Origin of the sequence: Vineibacter terrae, assembly GCF_008039615.1 — a bacterium.
Classification (GTDB): Bacteria; Pseudomonadota; Alphaproteobacteria; order Reyranellales; family Reyranellaceae; genus Vineibacter; species Vineibacter terrae.
Genome location: NZ_VDUZ01000012.1, coordinates 58,908 through 83,883, shown reverse-complemented (window position 1 = coordinate 83,883; position 24,976 = coordinate 58,908). Strand labels below are relative to the sequence as shown.

General features: G+C 68.2%; 26 protein-coding genes, 1 tRNA gene and 1 pseudogene. 15 read left to right on the top strand and 13 right to left on the bottom strand.

The genetic code is table 11. From position 1 onward, the window contains the following. Window positions 1-38 precede the first annotated feature (38 nt). Both FHP25_RS12850 and FHP25_RS12845 read left to right on the top strand, forming a co-directional pair. Window positions 39-791: a TSUP family transporter gene (locus tag FHP25_RS12850; protein ID WP_147847330.1), complete on the top strand. Its 753-nt coding sequence runs from the start codon at window positions 39-41 to the stop codon at window positions 789-791. Window positions 792-964: 173 nt separating this feature from the next. After that, window positions 965-2,242 carry an MFS transporter gene (locus FHP25_RS12845; RefSeq protein ID WP_147847329.1) on the top strand — a complete coding sequence of 426 codons (1,278 nt, stop codon included), beginning with the start codon at window positions 965-967 and terminating at the stop codon, window positions 2,240-2,242. On the opposite strand, the gene FHP25_RS12840 is transcribed toward FHP25_RS12845, so the two are convergent. The 3 genes from FHP25_RS12840 to FHP25_RS12830 all read right to left on the bottom strand — a co-directional run bounded on the left by FHP25_RS12840 (window position 2,243) and on the right by FHP25_RS12830 (window position 3,874). Continuing rightward, window positions 2,243-2,671, bottom strand: a complete 429-nt coding sequence (locus FHP25_RS12840; protein WP_147847328.1) for a gamma-butyrobetaine hydroxylase-like domain-containing protein — start codon at window positions 2,669-2,671, stop codon at window positions 2,243-2,245. Window positions 2,672-2,675: 4 nt separating this feature from the next. Further along, window positions 2,676-2,885: a Trm112 family protein gene (locus FHP25_RS12835; protein WP_147847327.1), complete on the bottom strand. Its 210-nt coding sequence runs from the start codon at window positions 2,883-2,885 to the stop codon at window positions 2,676-2,678. An 83-nt stretch (window positions 2,886-2,968) separates the two neighbouring features. Continuing rightward, window positions 2,969-3,874 (bottom strand): LysR family transcriptional regulator, encoded by a 906-nt coding sequence (locus FHP25_RS12830; RefSeq protein ID WP_147847326.1) that lies wholly within the window; start codon window positions 3,872-3,874, stop codon window positions 2,969-2,971. Between the two features lie 236 nt (window positions 3,875-4,110). On the opposite strand from FHP25_RS12830, the gene FHP25_RS12825 reads away from it, so the two are divergent. After that, window positions 4,111-5,451 (top strand): MATE family efflux transporter, encoded by a 1,341-nt coding sequence (locus FHP25_RS12825; RefSeq protein ID WP_178133486.1) that lies wholly within the window; start codon window positions 4,111-4,113, stop codon window positions 5,449-5,451. A gap of 15 nt (window positions 5,452-5,466) precedes the next feature. Here FHP25_RS12825 and FHP25_RS12820 read toward each other — a convergent pair whose 3' ends face one another. Next, window positions 5,467-6,096, bottom strand: a complete 630-nt coding sequence (locus FHP25_RS12820; protein WP_147847324.1) for a TetR/AcrR family transcriptional regulator — start codon at window positions 6,094-6,096, stop codon at window positions 5,467-5,469. A gap of 92 nt (window positions 6,097-6,188) precedes the next feature. On the opposite strand from FHP25_RS12820, the gene FHP25_RS12815 reads away from it, so the two are divergent. Continuing rightward, on the top strand, window positions 6,189-7,325 hold the full coding sequence (locus FHP25_RS12815; protein WP_147847323.1) for an acyl-CoA dehydrogenase family protein: 1,137 nt from the start codon (window positions 6,189-6,191) through the stop codon (window positions 7,323-7,325). After that, window positions 7,322-8,500 carry an acyl-CoA dehydrogenase family protein gene (locus tag FHP25_RS12810; RefSeq protein WP_147847322.1) on the top strand — a complete coding sequence of 393 codons (1,179 nt, stop codon included), beginning with the start codon at window positions 7,322-7,324 and terminating at the stop codon, window positions 8,498-8,500. The genes FHP25_RS12815 and FHP25_RS12810 overlap by 4 nt, the downstream gene beginning before the upstream one ends. Before the next feature lie 128 nt (window positions 8,501-8,628). Here FHP25_RS12810 and FHP25_RS12805 read toward each other — a convergent pair whose 3' ends face one another. The 3 genes from FHP25_RS12805 to FHP25_RS12795 all read right to left on the bottom strand — a co-directional run bounded on the left by FHP25_RS12805 (window position 8,629) and on the right by FHP25_RS12795 (window position 10,968). Continuing rightward, on the bottom strand, window positions 8,629-9,336 hold the full coding sequence (locus tag FHP25_RS12805) for an LON peptidase substrate-binding domain-containing protein (protein WP_147847321.1): 708 nt from the start codon (window positions 9,334-9,336) through the stop codon (window positions 8,629-8,631). Between the two features lie 80 nt (window positions 9,337-9,416). Next, window positions 9,417-10,334, bottom strand: coding sequence for a thioredoxin (gene trxA, locus FHP25_RS12800; RefSeq protein ID WP_147847320.1), 918 nt, complete (start codon window positions 10,332-10,334; stop codon window positions 9,417-9,419). An 88-nt stretch (window positions 10,335-10,422) separates the two neighbouring features. Beyond that, entirely contained in the window at window positions 10,423-10,968 is a 546-nt protein-coding gene (locus tag FHP25_RS12795; RefSeq protein ID WP_147847319.1) for a prolyl-tRNA synthetase associated domain-containing protein, read from the bottom strand. Window positions 10,969-11,082: 114 nt separating this feature from the next. Here FHP25_RS12795 and FHP25_RS12790 point away from each other — a divergent pair. The 3 genes from FHP25_RS12790 (at window position 11,083) to FHP25_RS41380 (ending at window position 12,401) form a co-directional block, all read left to right on the top strand. Continuing rightward, window positions 11,083-11,157, top strand: a tRNA-Gly gene (locus FHP25_RS12790). Between the two features lie 186 nt (window positions 11,158-11,343). Continuing rightward, on the top strand, window positions 11,344-11,994 hold the full coding sequence (locus tag FHP25_RS12785) for a DUF433 domain-containing protein (protein ID WP_147847318.1): 651 nt from the start codon (window positions 11,344-11,346) through the stop codon (window positions 11,992-11,994). Window positions 11,995-12,146: 152 nt separating this feature from the next. Next, window positions 12,147-12,401 (top strand): hypothetical protein, encoded by a 255-nt coding sequence (locus tag FHP25_RS41380; protein ID WP_218578355.1) that lies wholly within the window; start codon window positions 12,147-12,149, stop codon window positions 12,399-12,401. 104 nt (window positions 12,402-12,505) lie between these two features. Here FHP25_RS41380 and FHP25_RS12775 read toward each other — a convergent pair whose 3' ends face one another. Further along, window positions 12,506-13,867, bottom strand: a complete 1,362-nt coding sequence (locus FHP25_RS12775; protein WP_231712311.1) for an aminotransferase-like domain-containing protein — start codon at window positions 13,865-13,867, stop codon at window positions 12,506-12,508. A 163-nt stretch (window positions 13,868-14,030) separates the two neighbouring features. On the opposite strand from FHP25_RS12775, the gene FHP25_RS12770 reads away from it, so the two are divergent. After that, on the top strand, window positions 14,031-14,891 hold the full coding sequence (locus FHP25_RS12770) for a DMT family transporter (protein WP_147847316.1): 861 nt from the start codon (window positions 14,031-14,033) through the stop codon (window positions 14,889-14,891). 1 nt (window position 14,892) lies between these two features. Here FHP25_RS12770 and FHP25_RS41375 read toward each other — a convergent pair whose 3' ends face one another. Next, the gene (locus tag FHP25_RS41375; protein WP_218578354.1) at window positions 14,893-15,399 is read right to left on the bottom strand and encodes a LacI family DNA-binding transcriptional regulator; all 507 of its coding nucleotides are present in this window, start codon (window positions 15,397-15,399) and stop codon (window positions 14,893-14,895) included. Here FHP25_RS41375 and FHP25_RS41370 point away from each other — a divergent pair. The 4 genes and pseudogenes from FHP25_RS41370 (at window position 15,361) to FHP25_RS12750 (ending at window position 18,835) form a co-directional block, all read left to right on the top strand. Beyond that, window positions 15,361-15,648, top strand: a complete 288-nt coding sequence (locus FHP25_RS41370; RefSeq protein ID WP_218578353.1) for a cupin domain-containing protein — start codon at window positions 15,361-15,363, stop codon at window positions 15,646-15,648. The two genes, FHP25_RS41375 and FHP25_RS41370, sit on opposite strands and share 39 nt — an antisense overlap. 93 nt (window positions 15,649-15,741) lie before the next feature. Further along, a pseudogene (locus FHP25_RS12760) lies at window positions 15,742-16,979 on the top strand (cation:dicarboxylate symporter family transporter). Window positions 16,980-17,161: 182 nt separating this feature from the next. Beyond that, window positions 17,162-17,542 carry a VOC family protein gene (locus tag FHP25_RS12755; RefSeq protein ID WP_147847314.1) on the top strand — a complete coding sequence of 127 codons (381 nt, stop codon included), beginning with the start codon at window positions 17,162-17,164 and terminating at the stop codon, window positions 17,540-17,542. A gap of 186 nt (window positions 17,543-17,728) precedes the next feature. Further along, a complete protein-coding gene (locus FHP25_RS12750; RefSeq protein ID WP_147847313.1) occupies window positions 17,729-18,835 on the top strand; it encodes an ABC transporter substrate-binding protein in 1,107 nt (368 codons plus the stop codon). A gap of 86 nt (window positions 18,836-18,921) precedes the next feature. Here the strand turns inward: FHP25_RS12750 and FHP25_RS12745 are convergent, their stop codons facing one another. Genes FHP25_RS12745 through FHP25_RS12735 form a run of 3 tightly spaced genes read right to left on the bottom strand, consistent with a single transcriptional unit; the run spans window position 18,922 to window position 21,906 of the window. Continuing rightward, a complete protein-coding gene (locus tag FHP25_RS12745; RefSeq protein WP_147847312.1) occupies window positions 18,922-20,157 on the bottom strand; it encodes an aromatic ring-hydroxylating oxygenase subunit alpha in 1,236 nt (411 codons plus the stop codon). A 19-nt stretch (window positions 20,158-20,176) separates the two neighbouring features. Next, complete coding sequence (locus FHP25_RS12740; protein WP_147847311.1) at window positions 20,177-21,013, bottom strand: creatininase family protein; 837 nt, start codon at window positions 21,011-21,013, stop codon at window positions 20,177-20,179. Window positions 21,014-21,036: 23 nt separating this feature from the next. Further along, window positions 21,037-21,906: a dimethylarginine dimethylaminohydrolase family protein gene (locus tag FHP25_RS12735; RefSeq protein WP_147847310.1), complete on the bottom strand. Its 870-nt coding sequence runs from the start codon at window positions 21,904-21,906 to the stop codon at window positions 21,037-21,039. Window positions 21,907-22,082: 176 nt separating this feature from the next. Here FHP25_RS12735 and FHP25_RS12730 point away from each other — a divergent pair, with 176 nt between their 5' ends. Continuing rightward, window positions 22,083-22,925: an ABC transporter permease gene (locus FHP25_RS12730; protein ID WP_147847309.1), complete on the top strand. Its 843-nt coding sequence runs from the start codon at window positions 22,083-22,085 to the stop codon at window positions 22,923-22,925. Further along, entirely contained in the window at window positions 22,922-23,722 is an 801-nt protein-coding gene (locus tag FHP25_RS12725; RefSeq protein ID WP_147847308.1) for an ABC transporter permease, read from the top strand. Before FHP25_RS12730 ends, FHP25_RS12725 begins: the two co-directional genes overlap by 4 nt. A 31-nt stretch (window positions 23,723-23,753) precedes the next feature. On the opposite strand, the gene FHP25_RS12720 is transcribed toward FHP25_RS12725, so the two are convergent. After that, on the bottom strand, window positions 23,754-24,863 hold the full coding sequence (locus FHP25_RS12720; RefSeq protein WP_147847307.1) for an ABC transporter ATP-binding protein: 1,110 nt from the start codon (window positions 24,861-24,863) through the stop codon (window positions 23,754-23,756). Window positions 24,864-24,976 lie beyond the last annotated feature (113 nt).

Sequence of the window (24,976 nt, the reverse complement as noted above, 5' to 3'; positions counted from 1 at the left end):
CGGATGCGCAAGAGCCCAGCGGCGTCTATGGTGTGGCCATGTCCGCCGTCACGATGGCCATCGTTGCCGCTGTCGTCCTGGTCACGTCGTTCCTCTCCGGCATCTTCGGCATGGCCGGCGGGCTCATCCTGCTGGGGGTGCTGCTGATCATCCTCGACGTCGCGTCGGCGATGATCCTGTTCGGCACGACGCAGCTGGGCGCCAACGGCTGGCGTGCGTTCCTGTGGCGCGGGCACGTCGTATGGCGGCTGATCGGGGGCTATGTCGCCGGCGCGCTGGCGATGTTCGGCTTCATGAAGGTGGCCGCCTTCCTGCCCGACAAGACGATGGTCTATATCGGGCTGGGCGTGCTGCCGATCGCCGGCACCTTCGTGCCGCCGGCGTGGCGGCCCGACATCACCCGGCGCTTCATGCCGTTCGCCTGCGGCGCCTTCATCATGGCCCTGCAGCTCATGGCCGGCGCCGCCGGCAGCGTGCTCGACATCTTCTTCCAGCGCAGCCCGCTGGACCGCAAGGCGATCGTCGCCACCAAGGCGGTCACCCAGGTCATCGCCCATGTCTGCCGCATCGTCTATTTCGGCACCTTCGCGATCCCCGGCAACGACGTCCTGCCATGGTGGGTCTATGTCGGCGCCGTGGCGCTGGCGCTGGCCGGCACGTCGCTGGCAGCCGGGGTGCTGCACCGCATGACCGACGACAGCTTCCGGCGCTGGAGCCGCCGCCTGATCCTGACCGTCAGCGCCGTCTACCTGGCGCGCGGCCTATGGCTGCTGGCGGCGCCCGCGGCGTGATGCGTCATCGCAGCGACGCCCAGAGGAGCACGGCGGCAGCAGCGCATCCCAGGCCGGTCCGCATGGCGTGCAGCCGGGCCCATCTCGTCAGCAGGGCCCGGCATCGGCGGGTTCCGTCGCCATGAGGCGGCGGTGGTGGGCATGACCGCGGCCAACGCGTGAGCGTGCGACACATGATCCGGTGGCGCCGACGCACGCCACGGCGCATTGTCGGACGTGTGACGACCGCCTCGCCCGACAATCCGCCTCCCACACTATCCGCCACGCCCACGTTGTCGCTCGCCATCCTCGCGTGCGCGACGTTCTCGAGCGCCGCCAGCATCCGGGTATCGGACCCGCTGCTGCCGCAGGTGGCCGCATCGTTCGGCACCACCGCCGGCGAGGCATCGGCGATCGTCACCGCCTTCACGCTGGCCTACGGGCTGATGCAGATCTTCTACGGCGCCGCCGGCGACCGCATGGGCAAGGTGCGGCTGATCGCGATCACGACGCTGCTGGCGGCGGCGGGCTCGCTGGCCTGCGCGCTCGCGCCCTCGCTGCTGGCCCTGACGGTGGCGCGGTTCGCCACCGCCGCCGTGGCCTGCGCCATCATTCCCCTGTCCTTCGCCTGGATCGGCGACGTCATCCCCTACGCACGCCGCCAGCCGGTGCTGGCGCGATTCATCACCGGACAGATCCTGGGCATGATCTTCGGGCAGGTGGCCGGCGGCATCCTGGGCGACGCCTTCGGCTGGCGCTGGGTCTTCGGCGCGCTCGCGATCGCCTATGTCGTGGCCGGCTTGGTGCTGCTGCTGCACTTGCGTTTCGATCCGCTGACGCGGCTGCGGGACAGCAGCGGCGTTCCCGGCCTCGCCGGCCTGGTCCGGTCCTGGCGCGACACGATCGGCTTGTTGCGTGATTCGTGGGTGCGCGTGATCCTGACCGCGGTCGCCGCCGAGGGATTTCTGTTCTTCGGCGCGTTCACCTATGTGGGCAACGAACTGCGGCATCGCTTCGCCATCGACTACACCATCGTGGGCTTGGCGATGACCGCCTATGGCGGCGGCGGGCTGGTGTATACCGCCGGCGTCGGGCGCCTGGTCCAGATGCTGGGCGAGGCCGGCCTGGCACGCGTCGGCGGCACGCTGCTGGGAACCGGCTTCGTGGTGCTGGTCCTGGCGCCGGCGCTCTGGGTCTCGGTGCTCGCCATTGCGCTGTGCGGGCTGGGCTTCTTCATGCTGCACAACACCCTGCAGACGCACGGCACCCAGATGGCGCCCAAGGCGCGCGGCGCCGGCGTCGCGGCGTTCGCCACGGCGCTGTTCCTCGGCCAGTCCCTGGGTGTCGCGATCGCCGCGCCGATCGTCGACCATATCGGCGCCACGCCGGTGTTCCTCGGCGCCGCGATCGGCATGCCCCTGATCGGCTTCGCGCTGGCATCGAGCCTGCGCCGGGCGCCGCATCGGCGATAGTCAGGGATCGCGGCTCAGCCCGCGGGCGTGCAGGGCCGCCAGGTAGGCCTCCCATTTCTCCTGCTGCTGGCTGCCCAGCTCGTGGAGATAGGCCCAGCTGAAGATGCCGGTGTCGTGCTTGTCGTCGAAGCGGATGCGGATGGCGTAGTTGCCGACCGGCTCGATCGCCTCGATGCGCACATGCCGGCGGCCGGGAACGATCGTCTTCTGGCCGGGGCCATGGCCCTGGACCTCGGCCGAGGGACTCTCCACCCGCAGATACTCCGCCGGGTAGCGGAAGGTGCGGCCGTCGTCGAAATCGACCTGGAGCTCGGCCTTCTCGCGCAGCAGACGCACTTCCGTCGGCCAAGGCGTGCCAGCGGACGGCTCGTAGCCGCCAGCCGCGGGCGCCGACTGCGCAAAGGGCGCGGTACCGTTGCCTTTGCTCATCGTGTCAGCCTGCGTCGTCCAGCCGGCGCGCCTCACCCGGCAGCATGATGGGAATGCCGTCGCGGATGGGATAGGCGAGCCCGGCCTTGCGGCTGATCAGCTCATTGCTTGCAGCGTCGAACTCCAACGGCCCGTGCGTCACCGGGCATACGAGGATCTCGAGCAGCTTGGGATCAATACCCACCCGGCGGGCGGGACCTTCAGGGGGGCTCATGGCGGGGCGCTCCGGATGCTGATGGCGCTTATAGCATCATGGTGCCCCCGGCTGTCATCCCGGACGGCGCCCGGTTGTCGTGCTCATACGGCGGCACGGATCGCAGACAGCAGCCAGTCGAGGCCGGCATCGGCGTGGCCGGCGCGGCGCACGGCGGAAACCATGAAGCGCGGCCCGGCGAATCGGGTGTCGATCACCTGGAGCCCGAGGCTTTTCGCCTGCCGTTCGGCCAGCCGCCGCGGGCAGGTGGCGATGGCATCGCTGCCGGCCACCATGGTCAGCGCCGTCAGCCAGCGCGGCACGAGCGCGACGGTGGACACCACGCGCCGGCTGGGCAGCGTCGCATCCGTGATGCCGGTCTCGCCCGAAGGTCCGACGAAGATGTTGGGCAGCGATGCGTATGTTGCCGCGTCGACCGTGCCATTGACTCGCGGATGGCGCTTGCGGGCCACCACGCAGTAGCCGTCCTCGTAGAGCGTCTCGGCCTCGAAGCCCGGCGGCAGCGTCAGGAACTGCCCCAGCACGAGGTCGGTTTCGCCGCGGCGCAGGCTGTCCAGCGATGCCCTGCCCAGCAGGAACTCGACCGAGAACGAAGCCTGCGGCGCCTGCTGCGCGAAGGCCTGCGCCAGCTTCGCGCCGATCAGCGCCATGACGAACTCCGCTGCGGCGAGACGAAAGCGCCGATCGCTGCGGGCCGGATCGAAGCCGCCATCATGCCCCATCACGGCGCCCGCCAAGTCGATCAGCGCGTCGATGCGCGGCGCCAGCTCCAGCGCCCGTCTTGTGGGTTCAAGGCCATGCGGCCGGCGCACGAAGAGCGGATCGTCGAACAGGTCCCGCAGCCGCGCCAGCGCGTGGCTGACGGTCGACTGCGTCAGCCCCAAGCGCCGCGCCGCTTCGGTGGTGCGCCGGGCGCGCGACAGCTCGCGGAACACCAGCAGCAGGCTCCCGTCCAGCAACCGGATATGGCTGTGATCGATATCACGCATGGCATGAAATCATTATCCTGGTCCGTGTGCGATCGCTAGTACCTGGCTATCGGTGCGGTAGAGGGTGAGTCGCGGCTGTCATCCCGAGCGCCCCTTCGACAGGCTCAGGAGAGGGATCTCCCGCGAATGGCGCACCGTGCGTCCCTCGCAGGAGATCCCTCGCTACGCTCGGGATGACAGATGTATCAGCGGCGATTCCCGGCACAAGACCGACGGCGGCATGCCGGAGCGCGAAGATGATCGTGCCGTGTGAACGCGCGCGGACAATCCTGGAGCTGTCCTGGCCCGTCATCCTCGCGCTGGTGGCGCAGAACGCCATGAGCCTGATCACCATCGCCCTGGTCGGCCGGCTGGGCGATGCGGCGCTGGCCGGCATCGCGGTCGGCGGCACGGTGTTCTCGATGATGCTGGCGATGCTGTTCGCGCTGGACACCGCCGTGCAGGCCGCGGTTGCCCGCCGGGCCGGCGCCGGCGACATGCCGGGGATGGCCGCCGTGCTGGCCGATGGTGTTGCGATCTCCCTGCCGGCCGGGCTGCTCCTGGCAGCTGCCGCCTACGTCGGCGGACCGGCTGTCCTTGCGATGATGGTCGACGATCCGGCGGTGGTCGCCACCGCGATCGACTATCTGCGCGCGCTCAGCCCGACGCTGCTGTTCATCGGCGCCGGCTTCGCCTTCAGCGCCTATTGGAACGGCCGCGGCATGCCGGCGCTGCCGCTGCGCGCGATCTGTGTCCAGCTGCCCTGCCACGGCGCGCTCAGCTACGCCCTGATCTTCGGCGCGTTCGGGTGTCCGCGGCTCGACACCGCCGGCGCCGGCCTCGGCGCTGCGGCAGCGGCTCTCATCGCGCTTGCGGTCCATATCAGGCTGATCACGCGGCGCGCGTCGATCTCCCTCCGGCCTATGGCTTCGGGCATCGCCACGCTGCTGTCGCAGGGCCTGCCGGTCAGCATCCAGCAGGCCTTCCTGTACGCGGGCGTCGTCGTCTTCTTCACCATCGTCGCGCGGCTGGGCACACGCGAGATCGCAGCCGCCAACGTGATGATCGCGCTGATGCTGCTTTCCATCCTGGCATCGACCGGTGTCGGCATCGCGGCCGCCACGCTGGTCGGCCAGGCCCTGGGCCGCCGCGATGTTCCAGCGGTGCGCCGCTGGGGCTGGGACGCAAGCCGCGTCGGCGCCCTGGTGGTGATGCCGTTGAGCGTGGCCATCATGGCGGCGCCGCACGGCACGCTGGCTCTGTTCGTCGTCGACGAAGCCACCATCGACCTCGCGGCCACGCCGCTGCGGCTGATGGCGCTATCGATGTGCATCGACGCGGTCGGCCGCGTGCTGGTGTTCGCCCTGCGCGGCGCCGGCGTCGCGCAGGTGCCGGCCATGATCACCTTCGCGCTGCAATGGGGGGCGCAGCTGCCGCTGTGCTGGTATGTCGGCGTGCAGCTGGGTCATGGCCTCGCCGGCATCGCCGCCGTGCGCCTTCTGCTGTGCGCCGTGGAGAGCACCGTCATGGTGGCTGTCTGGGGTCGGACCCTTGCGGCCCTGGCCCGGAAGTCCTCCCGTCGAGCCGATCGCGATTGAAGCGATGCGGGACGTCTACTGGCCGGCCTGCTTCACGCCGCTCAGGAGAACGTCGACCAGGGACACGGCGAACTCATCCATCTTGGCCGTCATCGCCGGCCGCAGCCGCTGCGGCGTGGTGGCGACATGGTTCGTCACGCCGCCGACAACGATGTCGAGGACCAGCCCGGGGTTGGTGCTCGGCGGAATCTCGCCGCGATCGATCGCGCGGCGGACGATCGATCGCGCCTGCCGGACGGCGTCTTCCCTGTAGCCGGCCAGGACGTCGGCAACCTCGGGAAAACGCAGCGTGTCGATCATCATGTGCAGGCCGACCTTGCCGTAGGGGCCCGTGCGCAGGCGCAGCCACATGCGCGCCAGCGCCAGCAGGTCCTCGCGGATCGATCCGGTGTCAATCTGCTCGAGGCCATACCATCGTGCCTCGAGCGTCTGTCGCAGCAGGCCGGCGCGCGACGCTCCCCAGCGCCGGTACAGCGCATCCTTGCCGACGCCGGACCGCTTCGCCAGGGCATCGAAGCTGAAGCCCGCCCATCCGACCTCGGCGTAAAGCGCGATGGCGGCATCGAACACCCGGCCCTCGAGACCGGGATCCCGCGGCCGGCCGCGGGTGCTGCGGACCTCCCCGTCAACCGCCGGCCTTGTCATGAGCCGTCTCAAGATGGTCGAGTCCCTTGCGCGCCATGATCCGTCGGCGTAATTACAGACGGAAATAGACTGATATTGTCAAGGGAGGCGGGATGGCCATCGCGACAACCCTCGAAGAACGCCGCGCCATTGCCGAGACCGTCCGCAAGCTCATGGCGGACGAGAACGGCGAGAAGCGCGTGCGCGCCGTCATGGAGACGCAGGACGGGATTGACCGGCCGCTATGGTCGCGGCTGGCGGAGATGGGCATCGCTGGCCTGCTGGTTCCGTCCCGGTTCGGCGGCGCCGGCCTGGGGCCCGTGGAGCTCGAGCTCATCGCGGAGGAAACCGGCGCCGCCCTGGCCTGCACCCCGTTCCTCTCGAGCAGCGTGCTGACGGCCGGCCTGCTGGTCGCCAGCCAGGACGAGGCGGCCTGCGCCCGCCTGCTGCCGGGCATCGCCGCCGGCACCACGATAGCGACCGCGGCGCTGACCGCAGAGCGTGGCTCCTGGAAGCCCGAGGACGTGGCCGTGGCCGCCCAGGAGACGGACGGCGCCGCCGTTCTCACGGGCACCGCCTCCTACGTCACGCACGCGGGCTCAGCCGACGTGCTGCTCGTCGTGGCCACGACACCCGACGGTCCCGCCCTCTTCGAGGTCGCGCCCCGCAATCCAGGGATCACGATCGCGGCGCTGCCCACGTTCGATCGGACACTGCGGCTCGACCGCATCACCTTCAACCGTGTCCCGGCCACACGCATCGGCAAAGCGGGCTGGCCGGCCATGGAGGCCGCGTTGCGCCTGACGCTGGTCGCGCGCGCCGGCGAGCAGGCCGGCGGCGCGCGGCGCATCTTCGACATGACGGTCGAGTATGCCAGGACACGCATCCAGTTCGGCCGGCCGATCGGCGGCTTCCAGGCCATCAAGCACATGGCCGCCGAGCTCCTGCTCGAGGCCGAGTCGGCGACGTCGGCGGCGCGGGATGCGGCGCTGCAGCTGGCGCTCGAGGAAGCCGGCGCCGGCGAAGCGATCGATCTTGCCGCCTTCGCCTGCGCCGATGCCTTCGCCAAGATCGCGGCGACGGCCATCCAGATGCATGGCGGCATCGCCTTCACCTGGGAGCACCCGGCGCATCTCTATCTGCGGCGGGCCCGCGCCTACAGCTACCTGTTCGGATCCTCGGATCTGTACCGCGAGCGCTTCCTGACGAAGATATCCGCCCAACCCCACAACGTGAGCGCCGCACCATGACCAACGACGATCTGCGCCGCGAGGTGAACGACTGGCTCGCCGCCCATTGGGGCGGCGCCGGCTCCATCGCCCAGGGCATGTGGGACACGAATGCCGAGATGCGAGCCTGGTACACCAAGGTGTTCGAGGCCCGGTGGTCGGTGCCCAGCTGGCCGGTCGAATGGTTCGGGCGCAACCTCTCCGACGAGCAGACGAGCATCGTCATCGAAGCCTTCGCGCGCGTCGGCGCGCCCGGGACCGGACAGGACCGGTTCAACCTGCCGGCAAACACGCTGCTGGCGCTCGCCAGCGACGCGCTCAAGGACGCCCTGATCCCCGGACTGCTCAAGCGCGAGATCACGACCTGCCTGCTCTACAGCGAGCCGAGCGCCGGATCCGACCTGGCCGGGGTGCGCACGCGCGCCGAGCGCGACGGCGACAGGTTCATCGTCAACGGCCAGAAAGTGTGGACGTCGGGCGCGGCGACCGCCGACTACGGCATGCTGATCGCACGCACCGACTGGGAGGTCCCCAAGCACAGCGGCCTGAGCTTCTTCTTCCTGCCGATGAAGCAGGCCGGCGTGGAAGTGCGGCCGCTGCGCCAGATCACCGGCGAGGCGCACTTCAACGAGGTGTTCTTCACCAACGCCATCGTGCCGGCGGCCAATCTCGTAGGCGGGCTGAACCAGGGCTGGCGGGTCCTCCAGACGGCGCTGGCCTATGAGCGCTCGACCATGGGCGCCAACGCACGCAAGTCGCGGCACGGATCTGCCGACGACATCATCGCGCTGGCGCGCGCCGCCGGTCGGCTCGACGATCCGCTGCTGCGCCAGGACATCGCCCGCGTCATCGCCCTGCGCCGCCTCAACGCGCTGAACAATGCACGCGCCAAGGCCGACCTGGAGCAGGGCACCTCGTCCTCCATCATGTCGCTGGGCAAGCTTGCGATGTCGCGCATCCTGCACGAGGAGGCGCGCGTGCGCACCGCCATCATCGGCGTCGAGAGCCTGCTTGCCGGCGAGACCCATCCGACGGCCGACGATGTCAACTTCCTGGCGCTCAACGCCTATTTCACCTCGATCGGCGGCGGCACCGACCAGATCCAGAAGAACATCATCAGCGAGCGCGTTCTGGGACTTCCCAAGGAGCCGGAGCTCGACCGCAACGTCCCGTTCAAGCAGGTGCGCAGCGGCTGATCGGGGCGACTTGTCATCCCGAGCGCAGCGAGGGATCTCCCGCGAAGAGCGCACCGTGCGCATTGCCGCAGGAGATCCCTCGCTGCGCTCGGGATGACAGTGAACTCGGGATGACGGAGAGATGTAGCTCAGTGCCGTGAGGTGCTGCCGCCGTCCTCGCCGCGGCTGTCCATCTCGAGCAGCGCGATCAGCAGGCGGGCCCGCGCCGTGCTGTCGGTGGCTTCCAGGAGCGCCTGCTTCTCGGCCGGACCGAAGGGCAGCACCATGCTGAGCGAGGTCACGAGGTTGCGGTCGCCCGCATCCTGCACGGCCTTCCAGTCGGTCGACAGCTTGTGGCCGTGGAAATAGGCCTGCAGGGCAGCCATCATGCGCGGGCGGTCCAGGTCGATCATCTCGTCGGCATGATCGAGGTCGTCGCGGTAAGGCTCGAAATGCGTCATGATCCGGCGGTAGCCGCTGTGGTGCAGCGCCAGCTCCTGTCCGACCTGGAAGCGCATGATGCCGGCCAGGGTGATCAGCAGCCGGCCATCCTCGGTCTCGGCGAACTGCACGATACGGCCGGCGCAGCCGACCGGGTGGATCGGCGGCGGGCCCTCGCCGGCCGGCAGGCCGTCACCGGCGAAGCCGCCTGGCTTGGCGGGCTGGACCATGCCGATCATCCGATGGCCAGCCAGCGCATCGAACACCATCGCCAGGTAGCGCGGCTCGAAGACGTTGAGCGGCAGGCGTCCGCCCGGCAGCAGCAGCACCCCGGAAAGCGGGAACACCGGGATCGCTTCCGGCAGCTGCTCGAACGCCGGATCGAACGGATTCCTGCCGCTGCGCTGCTCGGTCATGACCGTGACGGTCTCTCCTCGGCTGCCTATGAGGGCAGCCCTCGTGCCACGCCAACGCTCCGGATCGGAATGCGTGCCCCTTACGCGAACAGGATCGACGACAGCCGCTTGCGGCCGTCGACCGATATCGGGTCGTTGAAGCCCAACGCCTCGAAGTATTTCAGCAGCTGCTTGCGCGCCGCCTCGTCGTTCCACTTGCGGTCGATCCTGATCGACTGCAGCAGGTGATCGACCGCGGCTTCGCGGTTGCCTTCGGCATAGAGCGCCGTAGCCAGGTCGAGCCGTGCCTGGTGATCCTTGGGATCGGCCGCGACCTTGGCTTCGAGCTCGCCGACCGGGCCGGCCTGCTCCGCCTGCTCGGCCAGCTCGATGGCCGAGCGCACGGCGGCGATCTCGGCATTGCTGGCCAGGACCGGCGGCAGCTTGGCCAGCAGCGCCTTGGCGCGATCGCCATCACCGCTCTGCAGGTAGCATTTCGCCATGCCGGCGATCGCCGCCGGGTTCTCCGGCTCCTGCTGCAGGATCTCGCCGTAGACCCGGGCCGCCAGCGAGACGTCACCCCCCTCCAGCGCCGCCTTGGCGTGCTCCAGCAGCTCGGCGAGCTGGTCGCCACCGGGCGTGCCGCCGGTGGCCTGCACGAGGCGGTCGATGAACTGCTTGATCTGGCCCTCGGGCAGGGCGCCGACGAAGCCGTCGACCGGGCGGCCCTGGAAGAAGGCGTACACGGCCGGGATCGACTGGATGCGCAGCTGCTGAGCCAGCATCTGGTTCTCGTCGATGTTGATCTTGACCAGCTGCACCGCGCCTTTGGCGCTCTTGACCGCCTTCTCGATGATCGGCCCCAGCGTCTTGCAGGGGCCGCACCAGGGTGCCCAGAAATCGACGATGACCGGGCGCGCGCGGCTGGCCTCCAGCACGTCCTTGGCGAAGCGCCGCTGGTCGGAGTCCTTTACGAGGTCGGCGTCTGCCGCCGGATCGCCACCAATGATCTGGTCCATCTGTCCTCGACAAGGTTCGCATGGCGGCCAGGGCCGCCTTCGGTTCCGGGAATGTGGCCGCTGACCGCCGCGAAGGCAAGGCCGGCCGTCAGGCAGCGAAATCAATCGCGGCGGGCGCGTGGCCGGTAGCGGTGAAAAACCGACGCAGGTCGGCCCCCGACAGCCGCGTCACCATGGTGTTGACCAGCGGATGCGCCCAGACGATGTCCGCATCCAGCACAGCCCGGTCGACGGCCAAGCGCACCCGGTGGGCGGTGTCGTTGATCAGCGCCAGGGGCGTCACCGAGCCCGGGCGTACGCCCAGATAGCGCATCAGCCGCTCGGGGCTGCCGAAGGAGACCCGGCCGGCGCCGATCCGCTCCCCCAGCTGCCTGAGGTCGATCGGCCGGTGCGCTTCCGCCGTCACCAGCCACATCTCCTCGCGCTTGTTGCGCAAGAACAGGTTCTTGATGTGCACGCCCTGCTGCAGCACCGGCAGGCGGGCCCGCACGGCCGTCGACTGCTCGACGGTGAACACTGCCTCGTGCGTCACCGTCTCGTGCGCCAGGCCCAGCGCCGACAGCCGCGCCAGCAGGGCGGCAGGCGTGGTCGGCAGGTCGTTGCCCTCGGGATCGGCGATAGTTTCGGCGTTCATGGGCCGCCTTGGTAGCGGCGACAGCCAATTGAGGCAATCGTCTTGCCAAAAGCCGGGAAAGCGGCTATCTCCGCGCCCGTCCTCGCCGACGACACCCGGGCGAAGACACGGAGCGCGGGCGTAGCTCAGGGGTAGAGCACAACCTTGCCAAGGTTGGGGTCGAGGGTTCGAATCCCTTCGCCCGCTCCATTTTTCCTCAAGGAAATTAGAATGTTGAGGGTCGCCGCAAGGCGGCCTTTGTCGTTCTGGTGTGGTGCCCGCACGATGTCCACAACAGCGGGCAACCGGCGCCAGCTTGCTGCTTTGGCCCTATGCCATTGAAGTTTCAGTCCCAGGATATATATTCCGATACATCGGAATATATCGGAGACCATCATGGGCTCTGCTGCGGATATGCTCAAGCCGACGGAGGCCGCTGTGGTCGCCCGGGTTGCTCTGCGCGATGTCAACCGCGTCATCGACGAGCGCATCCTGCCCGAGGGCTTCTTCTCGCTGGATGACGGTCGGCGCATTGCGGCGACCGCCTGCACGCTCATCTCATTCTACTTCGACAGCGCCAAGCGCCTGACCTCGGAGGAACGGCTGTTCGCCATCCGGGAAATTGGCAGGCGTCTCTATAAGTCCCGTGCCGCCCTTGCCGTGTTGGTCGACGAGGATTGGATCGTGCGCGACGACTTCCTCACCATCGACTTGGCCCCTTTCGTCCAGCGTACGAAAGAACGCATGGAGCGTCTGGCGGCCGCCCGCGAGATGGTCGTATCCGACCCGGAAGTGCTCGGGGGGGCTCCTGTCGTGCGCGGAACGCGCGTTCCGGTTCACGATGTTGCCGCCTCCGTCGCCGGTGGCCTGCCGATGGACCGCATCCTTGCGGCCTATCCGCTTCTCGATATGGACAAGATCGAGCTTGCCGCGATCTATGCTGAGGCAAACCCTGCACGGGGCCGCCCGAGAGCGAGCAATGAACTTCCCCAAGGCGCTGTCGTCGTCACTGACCGGCCGGTCCCTCGCCGCAGGAAGGCGAGATGAAGTTTTTGGTCGATGAGTGCCTGAGCCCGGAACTGACCAAGCTCGCTCGTGCCAAAGGCCATGGCGAGTCGTCCCACGTCGTCTGACTCAGGTGCGCCGGCCTGAAGGATTGGGAACTGACGCCCATCATCGTCGACGGAGATTGGACCTTTGTGACCGAGAATTCCGTGGACTTCCGCGGTCCCGCGGAACGGCCGGGGGTCAACGGTCAGTACGCCGATGTCGCCCTTCACGCTGGCCTGGTCTGCCTCAACGGACCGCCGGGCATGGATCTGGATATGCAGATCGAGCTCTTCGAGCAGGCGCTGGACGAGTTGGAGGCCGACGCTGATCTCGTGAACAAGGTCTTGGAGATCACCTGGGGCGAGGACGCTTTGGACGTTCGTCGTTATCGGCTTCCAGACTGATTGCAGCGGCGTTCGCTTCGCTCACTGAAAAGTCCGTGCATGCCAGCCTGTGCCGAACGGCGCCACTTATCATACGCAACTGCAAATCATTCTCAATACCTCCTTCACCGCGCAGCCGGCATCGCGCGGCGCAGGACCTCCCAGACACGCGGGTCGGCCGACTGCGCCACGTTGAAGCGCATGAAGGCTGTCGCGGTCTGCGAGATGCTGAACACGTTGCCCGGCGCCAGCACGACACCTTCGGCGAGCGCCGCTCGGGCGATCGCGGTCGCGTCGCCACCTTCCGGCAGCCGGCACCAGAGGTAGAAGCCGCCGCGCGGCATCAGCCATGGTTCGATGCCGAGCTGGCGCAGCCTCTGGGCCGTGTCGCGCCGAGCCCGCGCCAGCCGGCGGCGAAGGCCATCCATGTGCTTGCGATAGCCACCTCCCGCCAGAACGCTGGCGATCAGCTCTGTCGCGACCGGGCTCGGGCCGCCGAAGCTGGTGGCGACCTGCAGATCGACGAGCCCGTCGATCCAGTCGGCGCGCGCGGCGATGTAGCCGCAGCGGACCGAGGCCGAGAGCGTCTTGGAAAAGCTGCCGATCCGGATGACGCGGTCCAGGCCGTCGAGCGCGGCCAGGCGCGGCGACGGATCGGGCTCGAAATCGGCGAAGATGTCGTCCTCCACGATCGTCAGGTCGTGGGCCGCCGCCGCGTTCAGCAGGCGGTGCGCCGTCTGCGGCGAGAGTGTCGCGCCGGTCGGATTGTGCAGCGCCGAGTTGGTGATGTAGAGGCGCGGGCGCTGCGCCGCGAGCACCGCCTCGAAGGCCGCGATGTCCGGACCGGACGGGGTGCAGGGCACCCCGACGATGGCCACCTGATGGGCCCGCAGCAGCGCCTGGAAATTGAAGTAGCAGGGATCGTCGACCAGCACCGTATCACCGGCCCTGAGCAGGAAGCGGCAGATCAGGTCGATCGCCTGCGTGCCCGACGCCGCCAGCAGGAGCTGGTCGGGCGACACCGGGATGCTCTCCTCCGCGAACCGCGCCAGCAGCAGCCGGCGCAGGGCCGGCGAGCCGCGCGTGCCGCCGTAATCGGCCAGCACCGGATCCGCGGCGCGCGCCAGCGCCCGCAAGGCGCGCCGCAACGCAGGAGCCGGCATCCAGTCCGGCGGCAGCCAGCCGCAACCCGGCATGAGGGTCGCCGGATCGGCATCGAGCGACTGCCGCGACACCCAGAACGGGTCGACGGCGAGGTCGCGCCGCGGCTCGATCGCCGCCAGCGCCAGCGGCGGCAGGTGCGCGCTGGCGACGTAGAACCCCGAACCGCGGCGGCTTCGGATCAGGCCTTCGGCAGCGAGCCGGTCATAGGCCTCCACCACCGTCGACGGCGACACGCCCATCGTGGCCGCGAAGCTGCGGATCGACGGCAGGCGGTCGCCGCCCGTCAACGCGCGGCTCGCCATCCTGGCGCGGATGGCCGCCATGACGTCGCCCGTCCGCGTTCTCGGTGCGCTGCCCATCCTCGCCTCGAATCTCCACTGTATGGAGTAGTATAACCATACAGTTCGGTCAAATTGTATTGAGCTGTTGCTGTCTCGACCAGCCACTCCGGCCTTAGCATCCCCGACCGGAAGGGCGAGGCGGGACATGAAGGCGACGGCCGACGGCTGGGGCAGCGGGCTTCTGGGCGTGATCATCTTCAGCGGCTCGCTGCCGGCGACCCGGGTCGCCGTCGGCGGATTCTCGCCGCTGTTCCTGACGTCGGCGCGGGCCGTGATCGCGGCCATCCTCGGCGTGGCCCTGCTGGCGCTGCTTCACCAAAAGCGGCCGGAGCGACACGACCTCGGCGCTCTCGCCGTTGTCGCGCTGGGCGTGGTGGTGGGTTTCCCCCTGATGACGGCACTGGCGCTCCAGCACGTCACCGCCGCGCATTCGGTGGTCTTTGTCGGTCTGCTGCCGCTGGTCACCGCGCTTTTCGGCGTGCTGCGCGGGGGCGAGCGCCCGAAGCCGCTTTTCTGGCTGTTCTCGGGCCTGGGCAGCGCCGTCGTGGCGGGCTTCTCGCTGTCGAACGACAGCTCGGCGTCGCTGACCGGCGACCTCCTGATGGCGGCAGCAATCCTGCTCTGCGGGCTGGGCTATGCCGAGGGCGCGGCGCTGTCGCGACGGCTCGGCGGCTGGCAAGTCATCTCCTGGGCGCTCGTCCTGGCATCGCCCGTGATGGCCGTGGTGGCGCTGGCGACCCTGCCGGACACGTGGACCGGCATCGATGCGCCGGCCTGGCTCGGGCTGGCCTATGTCTCGGTCTTCAGCATGCTGGTCGGGTTCGTCTTCTGGTATCGCGGCCTGGCGCTGGGCGGCATCGCGCGCATCGGACAGCTGCAGCAGGTCCAGCCGTTCCTCGGCCTCGCACTCGCCGGCCTGCTCCTGCGCGAGCCCGTGGCCTGGACCATGATCGCCGCTGCCGGTCTCGTGATCCTCTGCGTTGCCCTCGCCCGACGGTTTGCCTGATTCAAAGCGCCCTGGTTGACGCCCTTACGATCAGCCCCGCCGGAACGAGACGAACGATCGCGTCGATGCCCGGATCCTGGAGCCGTTCCAGCAGCAGGCAGGCGGCGGCACGCCCCATCGCAGCATGGGCGATGCGCACTGTCGTCAGCGGCGGGTCGACCATGTCGACCAGCGGCATGTCGTTGTGCCCGACGACGGAGATGTCCTGCGGGCACGCGAGCCCGCGGCGCCTGAGCTCCAGGTAGGCGCCGAGCGCGAGCAGGTCGTTGCTGGCCACGATCGCCGTCAGCCGGGGCCAGCGGTCCAGCAACGAGGCTGTGGCCTCCTGGCCTGCCGCGCGGCTGTAGGCCACTGCGATGGCGATGGCGGATGGATCCCGGCCGGCTGCGGTCATTGCAGCCTCGAAGCCCTGGCGCCGCAGCAGGCCCGTCGACAGGTTTTCCGGACCGGCGAGATGCCCGATCGACCGATGCCCGAGGTCAGCCAGGTGCTCGACCGCCAGCGCCATGCCGCCGCTGTCATCCGAGACGACCGACGCGGCGCGGAGCCGGTCCTCGCCCCGGTTGACCAGAACCGTCGGCTGTACGTGGCCCTCGATGGCGAGGTCATGGTGTCGAACGGCCGCGACACCGTCCGCCAGCAGCGCTGGGACTCCTGCCGCATCGCGCCGCACGAAGGCCACCAGCGGCGCAACGACACCGACCACCCGGCATCCATCCTGCTGGTGATGCCGTTGCCGACAAAGCCGGGCAGCTGACCCGCAAACGCTGATCCGCCGAACCATCGAAGCAAGCCAACCGGCAGGCCGCATGCCTGCCGCAACCGTGCCATTCGCTCCCGGGAGGACATCATGGCCGACACGCAATCCCCGTCGCGCAGGCGTAAGCGTTGGTATCAGGTGCTCTATGTCCAGGTGCTGATCGCCATCGCGGTGGCGATTGTCCTGGGTCACTACTGGCCGCATGTCGGCACCGACATGAAGCCGCTGGGCGATGCGTTCCTCAAGCTCATCAAGATGGTGATCACGCTGGTGATCTTCTGCACGGTCGTGTCGGGCATCGCCGGCATGAGCGACCTGAAGAAGGTCGGGCGGGTCGGCGGCAAGGCGCTGGTCTATTTCGAGGTCGTGTCGACCGCGGCGCTGGCCATCGGGCTGGTGATCGCCAACGTCGTGCACCCCGGCGCCGGCTTCAACGCCAATCCGGCAACGCTGGATGCACGCGCGGTGGCAGCCTACGCCGGCAAGGCGCACGAGCAGTCCGTCACCGAATTCCTGCTGAACGTCATTCCCAACACCGTGATCGACGCCTTCGCCAAGGGCGACATCCTGCCGGTGGTGCTGATCTCGGTGCTGTTCGGCTATGTGCTGTCGCACCTGGGCGACCGCGCCAAGGCGGTGCGCGACCTGATCAATGCGGGTTCGCGCCTGGTCTTCAGCGTGATCAACGTCATCATGCACCTGGCCCCGATCGGCGCGTTCGGCGCCATGGCATTCACTGTCGGGAAGTACGGCGTGTCATCGCTGGGGCCGCTGGTGGTCCCGATCGCCACGTTCTATGTCACGAGCATCGTGTTCGTTCTCGGCGTGCTGGGACTCATCGCCTGGTGGTCGGGCTGGTCGTGCCGACCGGCTATGTGTTCAACACCGACGGCACGTCGATCTACATGACGCTGGCGGCTTTGTTCGTGACGCAAGCGACGAACACCGACCTGACGCTGACCCAGCAGCTCACCATCTTTGCGGTGGCGATGCTGACCTCCAAAGGCGCCTCGGGCGTGACCGGCGCATCCTTCATCGCCCTGGTCGGCACGCTGTCGGTGGTGCCTGCCATCCCGGTCGCCGGCATGGCCCTGATCCTGGGCATCGACCGCTTCATGAGCGAGGCCCGGGCGCTGGTGAACATGATCGGCAACGGCGTCGCCACCGTGGTCATGGCGAAGTGGGAAGGCGAGCTGGATCAGGCACGCCTGAACGCGGCCCTGGCCGGCAGCCCGCTGCCCGACGCCGATGCGCCGGCGACGACAGTCGGCGGGACTCCCGCCGAGGCCGCGGGCGAGCGCCTGCGGGCGGTAGGCGGCCGGGCCTGACCGCCTACCCGCCGATCACATGCGCGCCGGACGGCGTCCAGTCGAATACGCACTGGGCGCCGCGCCGCAGGTCCGGCATGAGTTCACCGTCTCGTCGACCGTCAGCAGGCGCTGCCCGGCCGACGATCTCCGGTCAAGGAAAGCTATAGTCAGCCTGCCGAAGGTGTTGGGGAGGTCCGACGATGGAGCGGGTTCTGGGAATTGGTGGCGTGTTCTTCCGCGCGCGGGACGGCAAGGCGCTGAGCCAGTGGTATGCCCGGCATCTGGGCATACCACTCGACGGGCCGTTCTGGCAGGAGGCTGGTCCCACGGTCTGGGCACCGTTCGCCGAGGACACCGACTATTTCGGCCGGCGCGAGCAGCAATGGATGATCAATTTCCGCGTCCGCGATCTGGACGCGATGGTGCTGCAGCTGCGCCAAGCCGGCGTGACCGTCCAGGACCCGCAGACGCACGAGGTCGGGCGCTTCGCGCGCCTGCACGACCCCGAAGGGAACCCCATCGAGCTCTGGGAGCCGCTCGACGCGGCGCAGCTGCGCCGCGTCGAGGAAGCATATCGCTGACGCCCGGCCCGATTGCGACGAAGCCTTCTCAAATTTCCGCGGCGTGCGCTCCTCGGAGCATCCGGCCGATGCCACTGCGCGGGCAAGATCGCAAAAAGGCGATGAAAACTACGGCGATCGGCAATGGAACACGACCTGCCGCCATAGATAATGACATCCAGACTTTCATTCTGAAGGAGCACTGCCATGCGTGACCATCACAGCCACCGTGAAGACACCCTGGCGTTGCTGAACGAGCAGCTTGCCCGTGGCGCCATCGATCGCCGGCGCTTCCTGCAGCTTGCAACCTTGCTCGGCGCGTCGACGGCCATCGCTGCCCCGGCCCTGGCGCAGGCCAAGGAGATCGTGCTGGCGAACGCCGGCGGCGATGCCGCAAGCGCGATGCAGAAGGTGCTGGCCGAGCCGTACACGAAGGCGGTGCCGGCCACCAAGGTGGTGGTCGACGGCACCCTGCCGGCCTCGGCCAAGATCAAGGCCATGGTGGAGGCCAAGCACACCACCTGGGACATCTGCGACCGCAACCTGCCGGCGGCCCTGGAGCTGGGCGAGCAGGGCCTGCTGGAGCCGATCGACTACACCATCGTCGACAAGGCCAAGGTGCGGCCTGAGCATGCCGCAAAATGGGGCTGCGGCAGCTACATCTTCTCCAACGTCATCGCCTATCAAACCGGCGCCTTCGGCGGCCGCAAGCCGATGACCTGGAAGGACTTCTGGAACGTGAAGGACTTCCCTGGCAAGCGCGGCCTGCGCAAGCATATCGATGGGCAGCTGGAGGCCGCGCTGCTGGCCGACGGTGTCGCGCCGAAGGATCTCTATCCGCTCGACCTCAAGCGGGCGCTGAACAAGATCAAGGAGATCAAGCCCCACTGCATCTTCTGGAGCTCGGGCGCCGAAAGCCAGCAGATCCTGCGCGACAAGGAAGTGGTGATGGCGAACCTGTGGAACACCCGCGCCAGCGTGCTGCGGCGGGAATCCAAGCAGCAGGTCGACTTCCACTTCAACGAGGCGCTGCTCTGGGTCGGCGCCTGGATCGTGCCGAAGAACAACCCGGCCGGAAAGGATGTCTTCCGCTTCATGGCATCGACCCAGGACCCGGCCAAGCAGGTGGAGCTGTTCAAGCTGCTGGGCAACGGCCCAATCAATCCGGCAGCCTCGGCCCTGGTGCCGAACGATCTGAAGGTGATCGACCCCGGCTCGGCCGAGAACTACGCCAAGCAGGTCCAGGTCAGCGCCGAATGGTATGCGAAGAACAGCGCCAGCGCGCTCACGGCCTATCTTGAAGCCGTTTCCTGACCGTCACGTCATCCCGAGCAGAGCGAGGATCTTTCTGAAGGCGACCTTGCGCCCGGAAAGATCCTCTGCTTCGCTCGCTGAGGTCCCTACTCTGCCGCAGCCCGCACCTCGCGCACACGCGGCGGCGGTGTCTCGCCCAGCATCTTGTAGGCGACCTTGCGCTGGAACTCGTGGATCGCCGACTCCCAATGCGCCGAGAAGGCGGAACGGAAACCAAGCTCGGCGCGCTGGGCCATCATGCGCTGCACCTCGCCCCAGACCGGGCCGTCCTGTGACGTCACGCTGATCCAGCCGTCCAGCAGCCGGGCACGGGTGGCCGCGTAGTCGGCGCCCGTCGCCGCCGGCTCGACGAGGCGGAACCGCCGGCGATAGCGCGTCCGGCCGGCATCCTGCGGCATGATGATGCTGACCGTAGAGTGGTCGAGCACGGTCGCCATGAACAGGTTCGGGAACAGCAGCAGGATGAGCGAAGCCTCAACCTCGCCGCTGTCGGGCACGTGCGGGAAGGCCGGCAGTGGCTTGATCCCGCCCTCGGCAGCATCCAGGAAGCGGCGCTTGCCGTCCTCCACCGTGCGGCGGCAGGAGATGCCGACATGCCGGTCATCGCCGTGCTCGGCGAAGAAGCGGCCGCCGGGCCCGAGCTGCGGGTGCACGAAGGGGATGTGGTAGTCCTCGATGCCACCCTCGATGGCGATCTTCCAGTTGCAGTCGTAGTCGTACTCGTAGGCGAGATCGGCTTGCGCCGTGCGCGCAAAATCGAAGTCGGACAGGCGCTGCCGGAAGCTTCGCGTGTAGTCGTCGAGCGCGGGCGCCTGGCCATCGATGTTGACGAAGATCACGTCGAGCCAGACGGAAGCACGCACCTCGCGCAGGCCATGGCCGTCGCGGTCGAAGCCGTCCTGCGTGCGCACGCCGGGACCGCCGATATTGGGCGTGCTCAGCAGCTTGCCCGCCAGATCGAACGTCCAGGCGTGCCATGGGCAGGTCAGGCCGCTGCACTGCGTCTTGGGCGCTGCGGCCAGCTTCATGCCGCGATGGGGGCACAGATTGTGGAAGACGCGGATCGTGTCGTCGCGGGCGCGCGTCACCAGCAGCGACCAGCCGGCGATCTCGACCGGCACCAGCGAGCCCGGCTCGGGCACGTCGCTCTTGAAGGCCACTGCCATCCAGCCGGCCGCGAACAGCGCCTGGCGCTCGGCCTCGAACCACGAGGCATCGGTATAGACGAAAGCCGGCAGGCCTTCGGCCTGCGCTACCGGCTGCTCCAACGCCGGCAACGCATCGCGCAGGGCGCGCTTCTGTTTCTCGATGTCCGCATTCATGATCGCCTCCGCGCTGGCATCAGCCTTTTTTCGTCGTGGCCAGATCGAACTTCACGATCGAGGTGATCCAGTCGGTCACCAGCTCGTAGACCTTCTCGCCGACCTCGGCGCTGGCGAGCTGCGGATCGCCGGTGATGCCGTCGCTGAAGCCGGCGAAGAACGGATCAGGCATCTTGTAGCGGCCCACGCCGCCGCCGAGATAGGGCAGGTAGTCGGCGAAGGGAACGCCGTCGGGCACGGTCGGGTGCCAGGGCCGCGCTTCGTTCATGCGCACCAGATGCGGCGCGGTGGCCAGCATGCGGCAGGTCTCGCCCTCGCCGCCATGGCCCTGTGGCTTGGTGGCCTTCATCAACTTGGGATAGTGCGGCCGCACGCCGACCAGCCAGTTCAGGGTGACGAGGTTCGCCTCCGTCGTTTCGCTCAGCTCCTTGGCCACGATCTGCATCGGCGGATCGCTTTCGGCATTGGCGAGCACCAGGTAGATGCGCCGGAAGCCCTGGCCGATGAGCTCGCGGCAGACTTCCTCGAGCAGGATGCGCAGCGTGTTGTTGGAGATGTTGACGGTGCCCGGATAGTCGCGCGGCGTCTCGCTGAGGAAAGGACGCGGACCGAAGGGGATGACCGGCCCGACGATCGCGGCAATGCCTTCCTGCTGCAGCCGATGGACGGCGCGGCGCGAGATGTCGAGGCCCTGCATCGTATCGGAGCCCAGCGGCAGGTGCGCGCCGTGCTGCTCCGTGGCGCCCAGCGAGACGAAGATCGCGGCGTCGCTGGCGATCGCGGCAGCCACCTCCGGCGAGGTCATCTCGTCGAACAGCGGGACCGAACGGTAGTCGGACGATGCGGGCTGGGCCATGGGCGTTCTCCTTGGAAGATCGATCAGGAATGCGTCGGGGCGAGCGGGTCGCGCGCCAGCGGCATGCTCATGCAGTGCGCGCCGCCGCCGCCGCGCGTGAACAACGACAGCTCGGGGTCGTAGACGACCAGCCCGTGGGCGCGCAGCCGGGCGTTCAGCTCGACATTCTGCCGTGGCGAGATCACGCGATCATCGCCGAGGCTCAGCAGGTTGCAGCCCAGGCGCATAGTGTCGCGATAGGAAACCGGGATCAGCTCGATCCCCTTGCCTCCGAGCCAGGCGGTGAAGTCGTCGTCGAGCACATCGACGCAGGCGACAGCCAGGCCCTGAGCGGCCATGCAGAACAGCACGTCCAGATGCAGGAAATGCTCCTGGAACGGCTGCAGGCGCACCTCCCAGCCCTTGGCCTCGAACGCCGCCGCCAGCTGCCGGGCGCCAACGTCGGTCGTGCGCTCGCCGGAGTGGCCGATCAGCAGCAGGCCGGGACGGATGATATGGATGTCGCCGCCCTCGATGCTGCCCGCCGTGCTCCAGTGCCAGCGCGGATGGCGGTCCTGATAGAACTCGACCACGGCGCGCACCTCGCCGCGCCGCTGCGGGCGCATCAGCTGCAGGATGACCGGCCCCCACGGCGTCATCAGGCTCGAATCGCGCGTGTAGACCTGATAGGGCAGCTGCTCGTCGCGCTCCAGGTAATGGCAGCGCACGTCGGCACGGGCCAGCGCATCCTCGAACTCGCGGAACTCGCGATGGAGCTGCTGCGCGTCGATGCTGCCGCCCTCTGACAGCGTGCGCTGCGCGACGGTGTTGTAGGGTAGCCACGTGTAGTGATCCGGCTGGCACAGGAGGACATCGCGAAGGCGTCCGGTTTCCGAATCGACCGACCATGTCATCGTTTGCTCAACTCCCGGCGCCGGCGACACGGACGCCTTGCAACGCTTTGCCGATCGCGAGAAAACGCGCGCGGCGGAAGCAAGAGCAAGTGAAATGTTTTTGCTTCGTTCCGATCGGAAGCAAAGATCGACGAAATCATATGGAAGCCGGATCAACGGCCGGATAGGTCAGGAACATGGAGCGTGATCATGCGACCCGGACATACTGGATCTTCATCCTGATCCCGCTCGCCGTGCTGACGGCGTTCTACTTCTATCCGCTGGCCAAGGTGCTGTGGCTGAGCGTGACCGTACCGACGCCGGGCTTCGGCAACTACGAGAAGCTGCTGTCGAGCACGGCGATCCACAACATCATGCTGACGACGCTGCGTATCGGCGTCATCACGACGGCGCTGTCGCTGGTGATCGGCTATGCCATCGCCTACGCGATGCTGCAGGCGCCGCCGGAGCGACGCGTCTGGATGCTGTTCATCGTGCTGCTGTCGTTCTGGCTGTCGGTGCTGGTGCGCGGCTTCGCCTGGCTGACGCTGCTGCAGAGCCGCGGGCTGGTGAACACGGCGCTGATGGAGATGGGCCTTATCGATACGCCGCTGCCGCTGGTGCGCAACGAGCTCGGCGTGGTGATCGGCATGGTCCACTACCTCATCCCCTACGCCGTGCTGCCGATCTTCGCCAACATGCAAGGCATCGATTCGCGCCTGGTGCCGGCCGCGCGCGGGCTGGGCGCATCGCGCTTCACTGCCTTCTGGCGCGTGTTCCTGCCGCTCAGCATGCCCGGCATCATCAGCGCCGGCATCCTGCTCTTCATCTTCTCGCTCGGTTTCTACATCACGCCGGCCCTGCTGGGCGGCGGCAAGACGGTGATGATCGCCGAGTACGTCGCCGTCCAGATCATGGAGGCGCTGAACTGGGGCACGGGCTCGATGCTGGCGGTCACGCTGCTGGTGGGGGTCATCGCGCTGCTGGCAGCGGTGTCGCGGTTCGCCAATCTGCGCGAAGTGTTCGGAGCCAAGTCATGACCGCCGCCAACCCGTCCGGCCGCCGCGGCGCCTCGACCTTCGTCGCGTGGATCGGGCTGCTGTTCCTGCTGCTGCCCATCGCCGTCGTGGTGCCGGTGTCGTTCACCCCGAACCGCTACCTGTCGCTGCCCGTCGACGGCTGGTCGCTGCGCCACTACGAGGCGATCGTGAGCGAGGCGGCGTGGCGCAACAGCATCGGCGACAGCCTGCTGGTCGGCGCCAGCGCCACCGTGATCGCCGTGGTGCTGGGAACGCTGTGCGCCGTGGGCTGCTGGCGCATCTCGTCGCGCCTGTCCGAGGTGATGCGCTTCCTGATGCTGGCGCCGATCATCGTGCCCTCGATCGTGCATGCGCTGGGCTTCTACCAGGCCTGGGTGCAGGTCGGCCTGATCGACACCTATGCCGGCCTGATCATCGCGCATGCATTGAAGGGCTTGCCCTACGTGGTGATCTCGGTATCGGCATCGCTGGCGAACTTCGACCTGCGGCTGGAGCAGGCGGCCCGCAACCTGGGTGCGACGGTGACCCAGGCGATGTACCGCGTGGTCGTGCCTTGCATCCGCCCGGGCATCCTGGCCGGCGCGGTCTTCGCCTTCATCACGTCATGGGACGAGCTGGTCGTCACCATGTTCATCACCAGCCGCCGCGTCTACACCCTGCCAAAGAAGATCTGGGACGGCATCCAGGACAATATCAGCCCGTCCGTGGCAGCCATGGCGACGGTGCTGATCGTCGTGACCCTGATCGGGATCGTCGCCCACCTGTTGACGTCGCGGCGCCGGCAGGACGCCACCTGACTGCGGTCTGGCGCGCGGCGCCCCTGGCGCCTCAGGCGCGGTCGTCGCGCAGGAGCGTCGAGGCGTCCGGGGCCCAGGCGGCCCAGACCTTGTCGCCGGCGCGCGGCACGATGGCCGGCCACCCCGGAACCCGCACCGTGATCTCGCCGATCGGGCTGTCGAGCAGCACCTGCTGGTCGGCGCCGAGATAGGTCGTGCTTTTTACCACGGCCGGCAAGGCGTTGGCCTGCGCCGGCGCTTCGCTGGCGAGCTGCATCTTCTCGGGCCGCAGCCCGATGAGCACCGCATCGGACGCGACGACCGGTGCCGCCAGCACCTGTCGCAAGGTGAGGTCGCCGACGCGATAGAGGAGCGTGCCGCTGTCCTGGCGCTCGACCCGGCCCTCGATGAAGTTGGACCGGCCGAGGAAGTCGGCGACGAAGTGGCTGGCCGGCGTGTCGTAGAGCTCGCGCGGATTGCCACGCTGCACGATGGAGCCGCGGTTGAAGATGACGATCTCGTCCGACATCGAGAGCGCCTCCTCCTGGTCGTGCGTGACATAGATGAAGGTGGTGCCCAGCCGCTGGTGCAGCTGCCGCAGCTCGCCCTGCAGATCAGCGCGGAGCTTCTTGTCCAGGGCGCTGAGCGGCTCGTCCAGCAGCAGCAGGTCGGGTCCGAACACCAGCGCGCGGGCCAGCGCGACACGCTGCTGCTGGCCGCCGGAGAGCTGGCGCGGATGGCGGTCTCCCAGGGCTTGAAGCTGCACCATCTCCAGCGCCCGCTGGCAGAGCTCAGCCCGTTCCCGCGCCGCGATACGGCGCAGCTGCAGGGGGAATTCGATGTTCTGGCGCACGGTCAGGTGCGGGAACAGGGCGTAGCCCTGGAACACCATGCCGAAATTGCGCTGCTCGGGCGGCAGGTCGGTGATGTCGCGGTCGTCGAGGCGCAGCCGGCCGGTCGTCGGCCGTGTGAAGCCGGCGATCATCATCAGCAGCGTCGTCTTGCCCGATCCGGAGGGTCCCAGCAGCGTCAGGAACCGGCCCCTGTCGATGCGCAGCGAGACATCACGCACGGCATGAAAGGTACCGTATTGCTTGCCGATGCCCTCGATCTGCAGGGCATGTGCAGCGGCTGTCGCCGCCTGGGCAGCAGCGCCGGCCATCAGCCCGCGTGTCCGTCTGCTGTTTGGCCCGGAACTCGCATGGCGTCGTGGGCACGATCGCCGCCTGCCGTTCCCGCTCCGCCAATGACCATCCGCTCCGTCATGCCACCCAC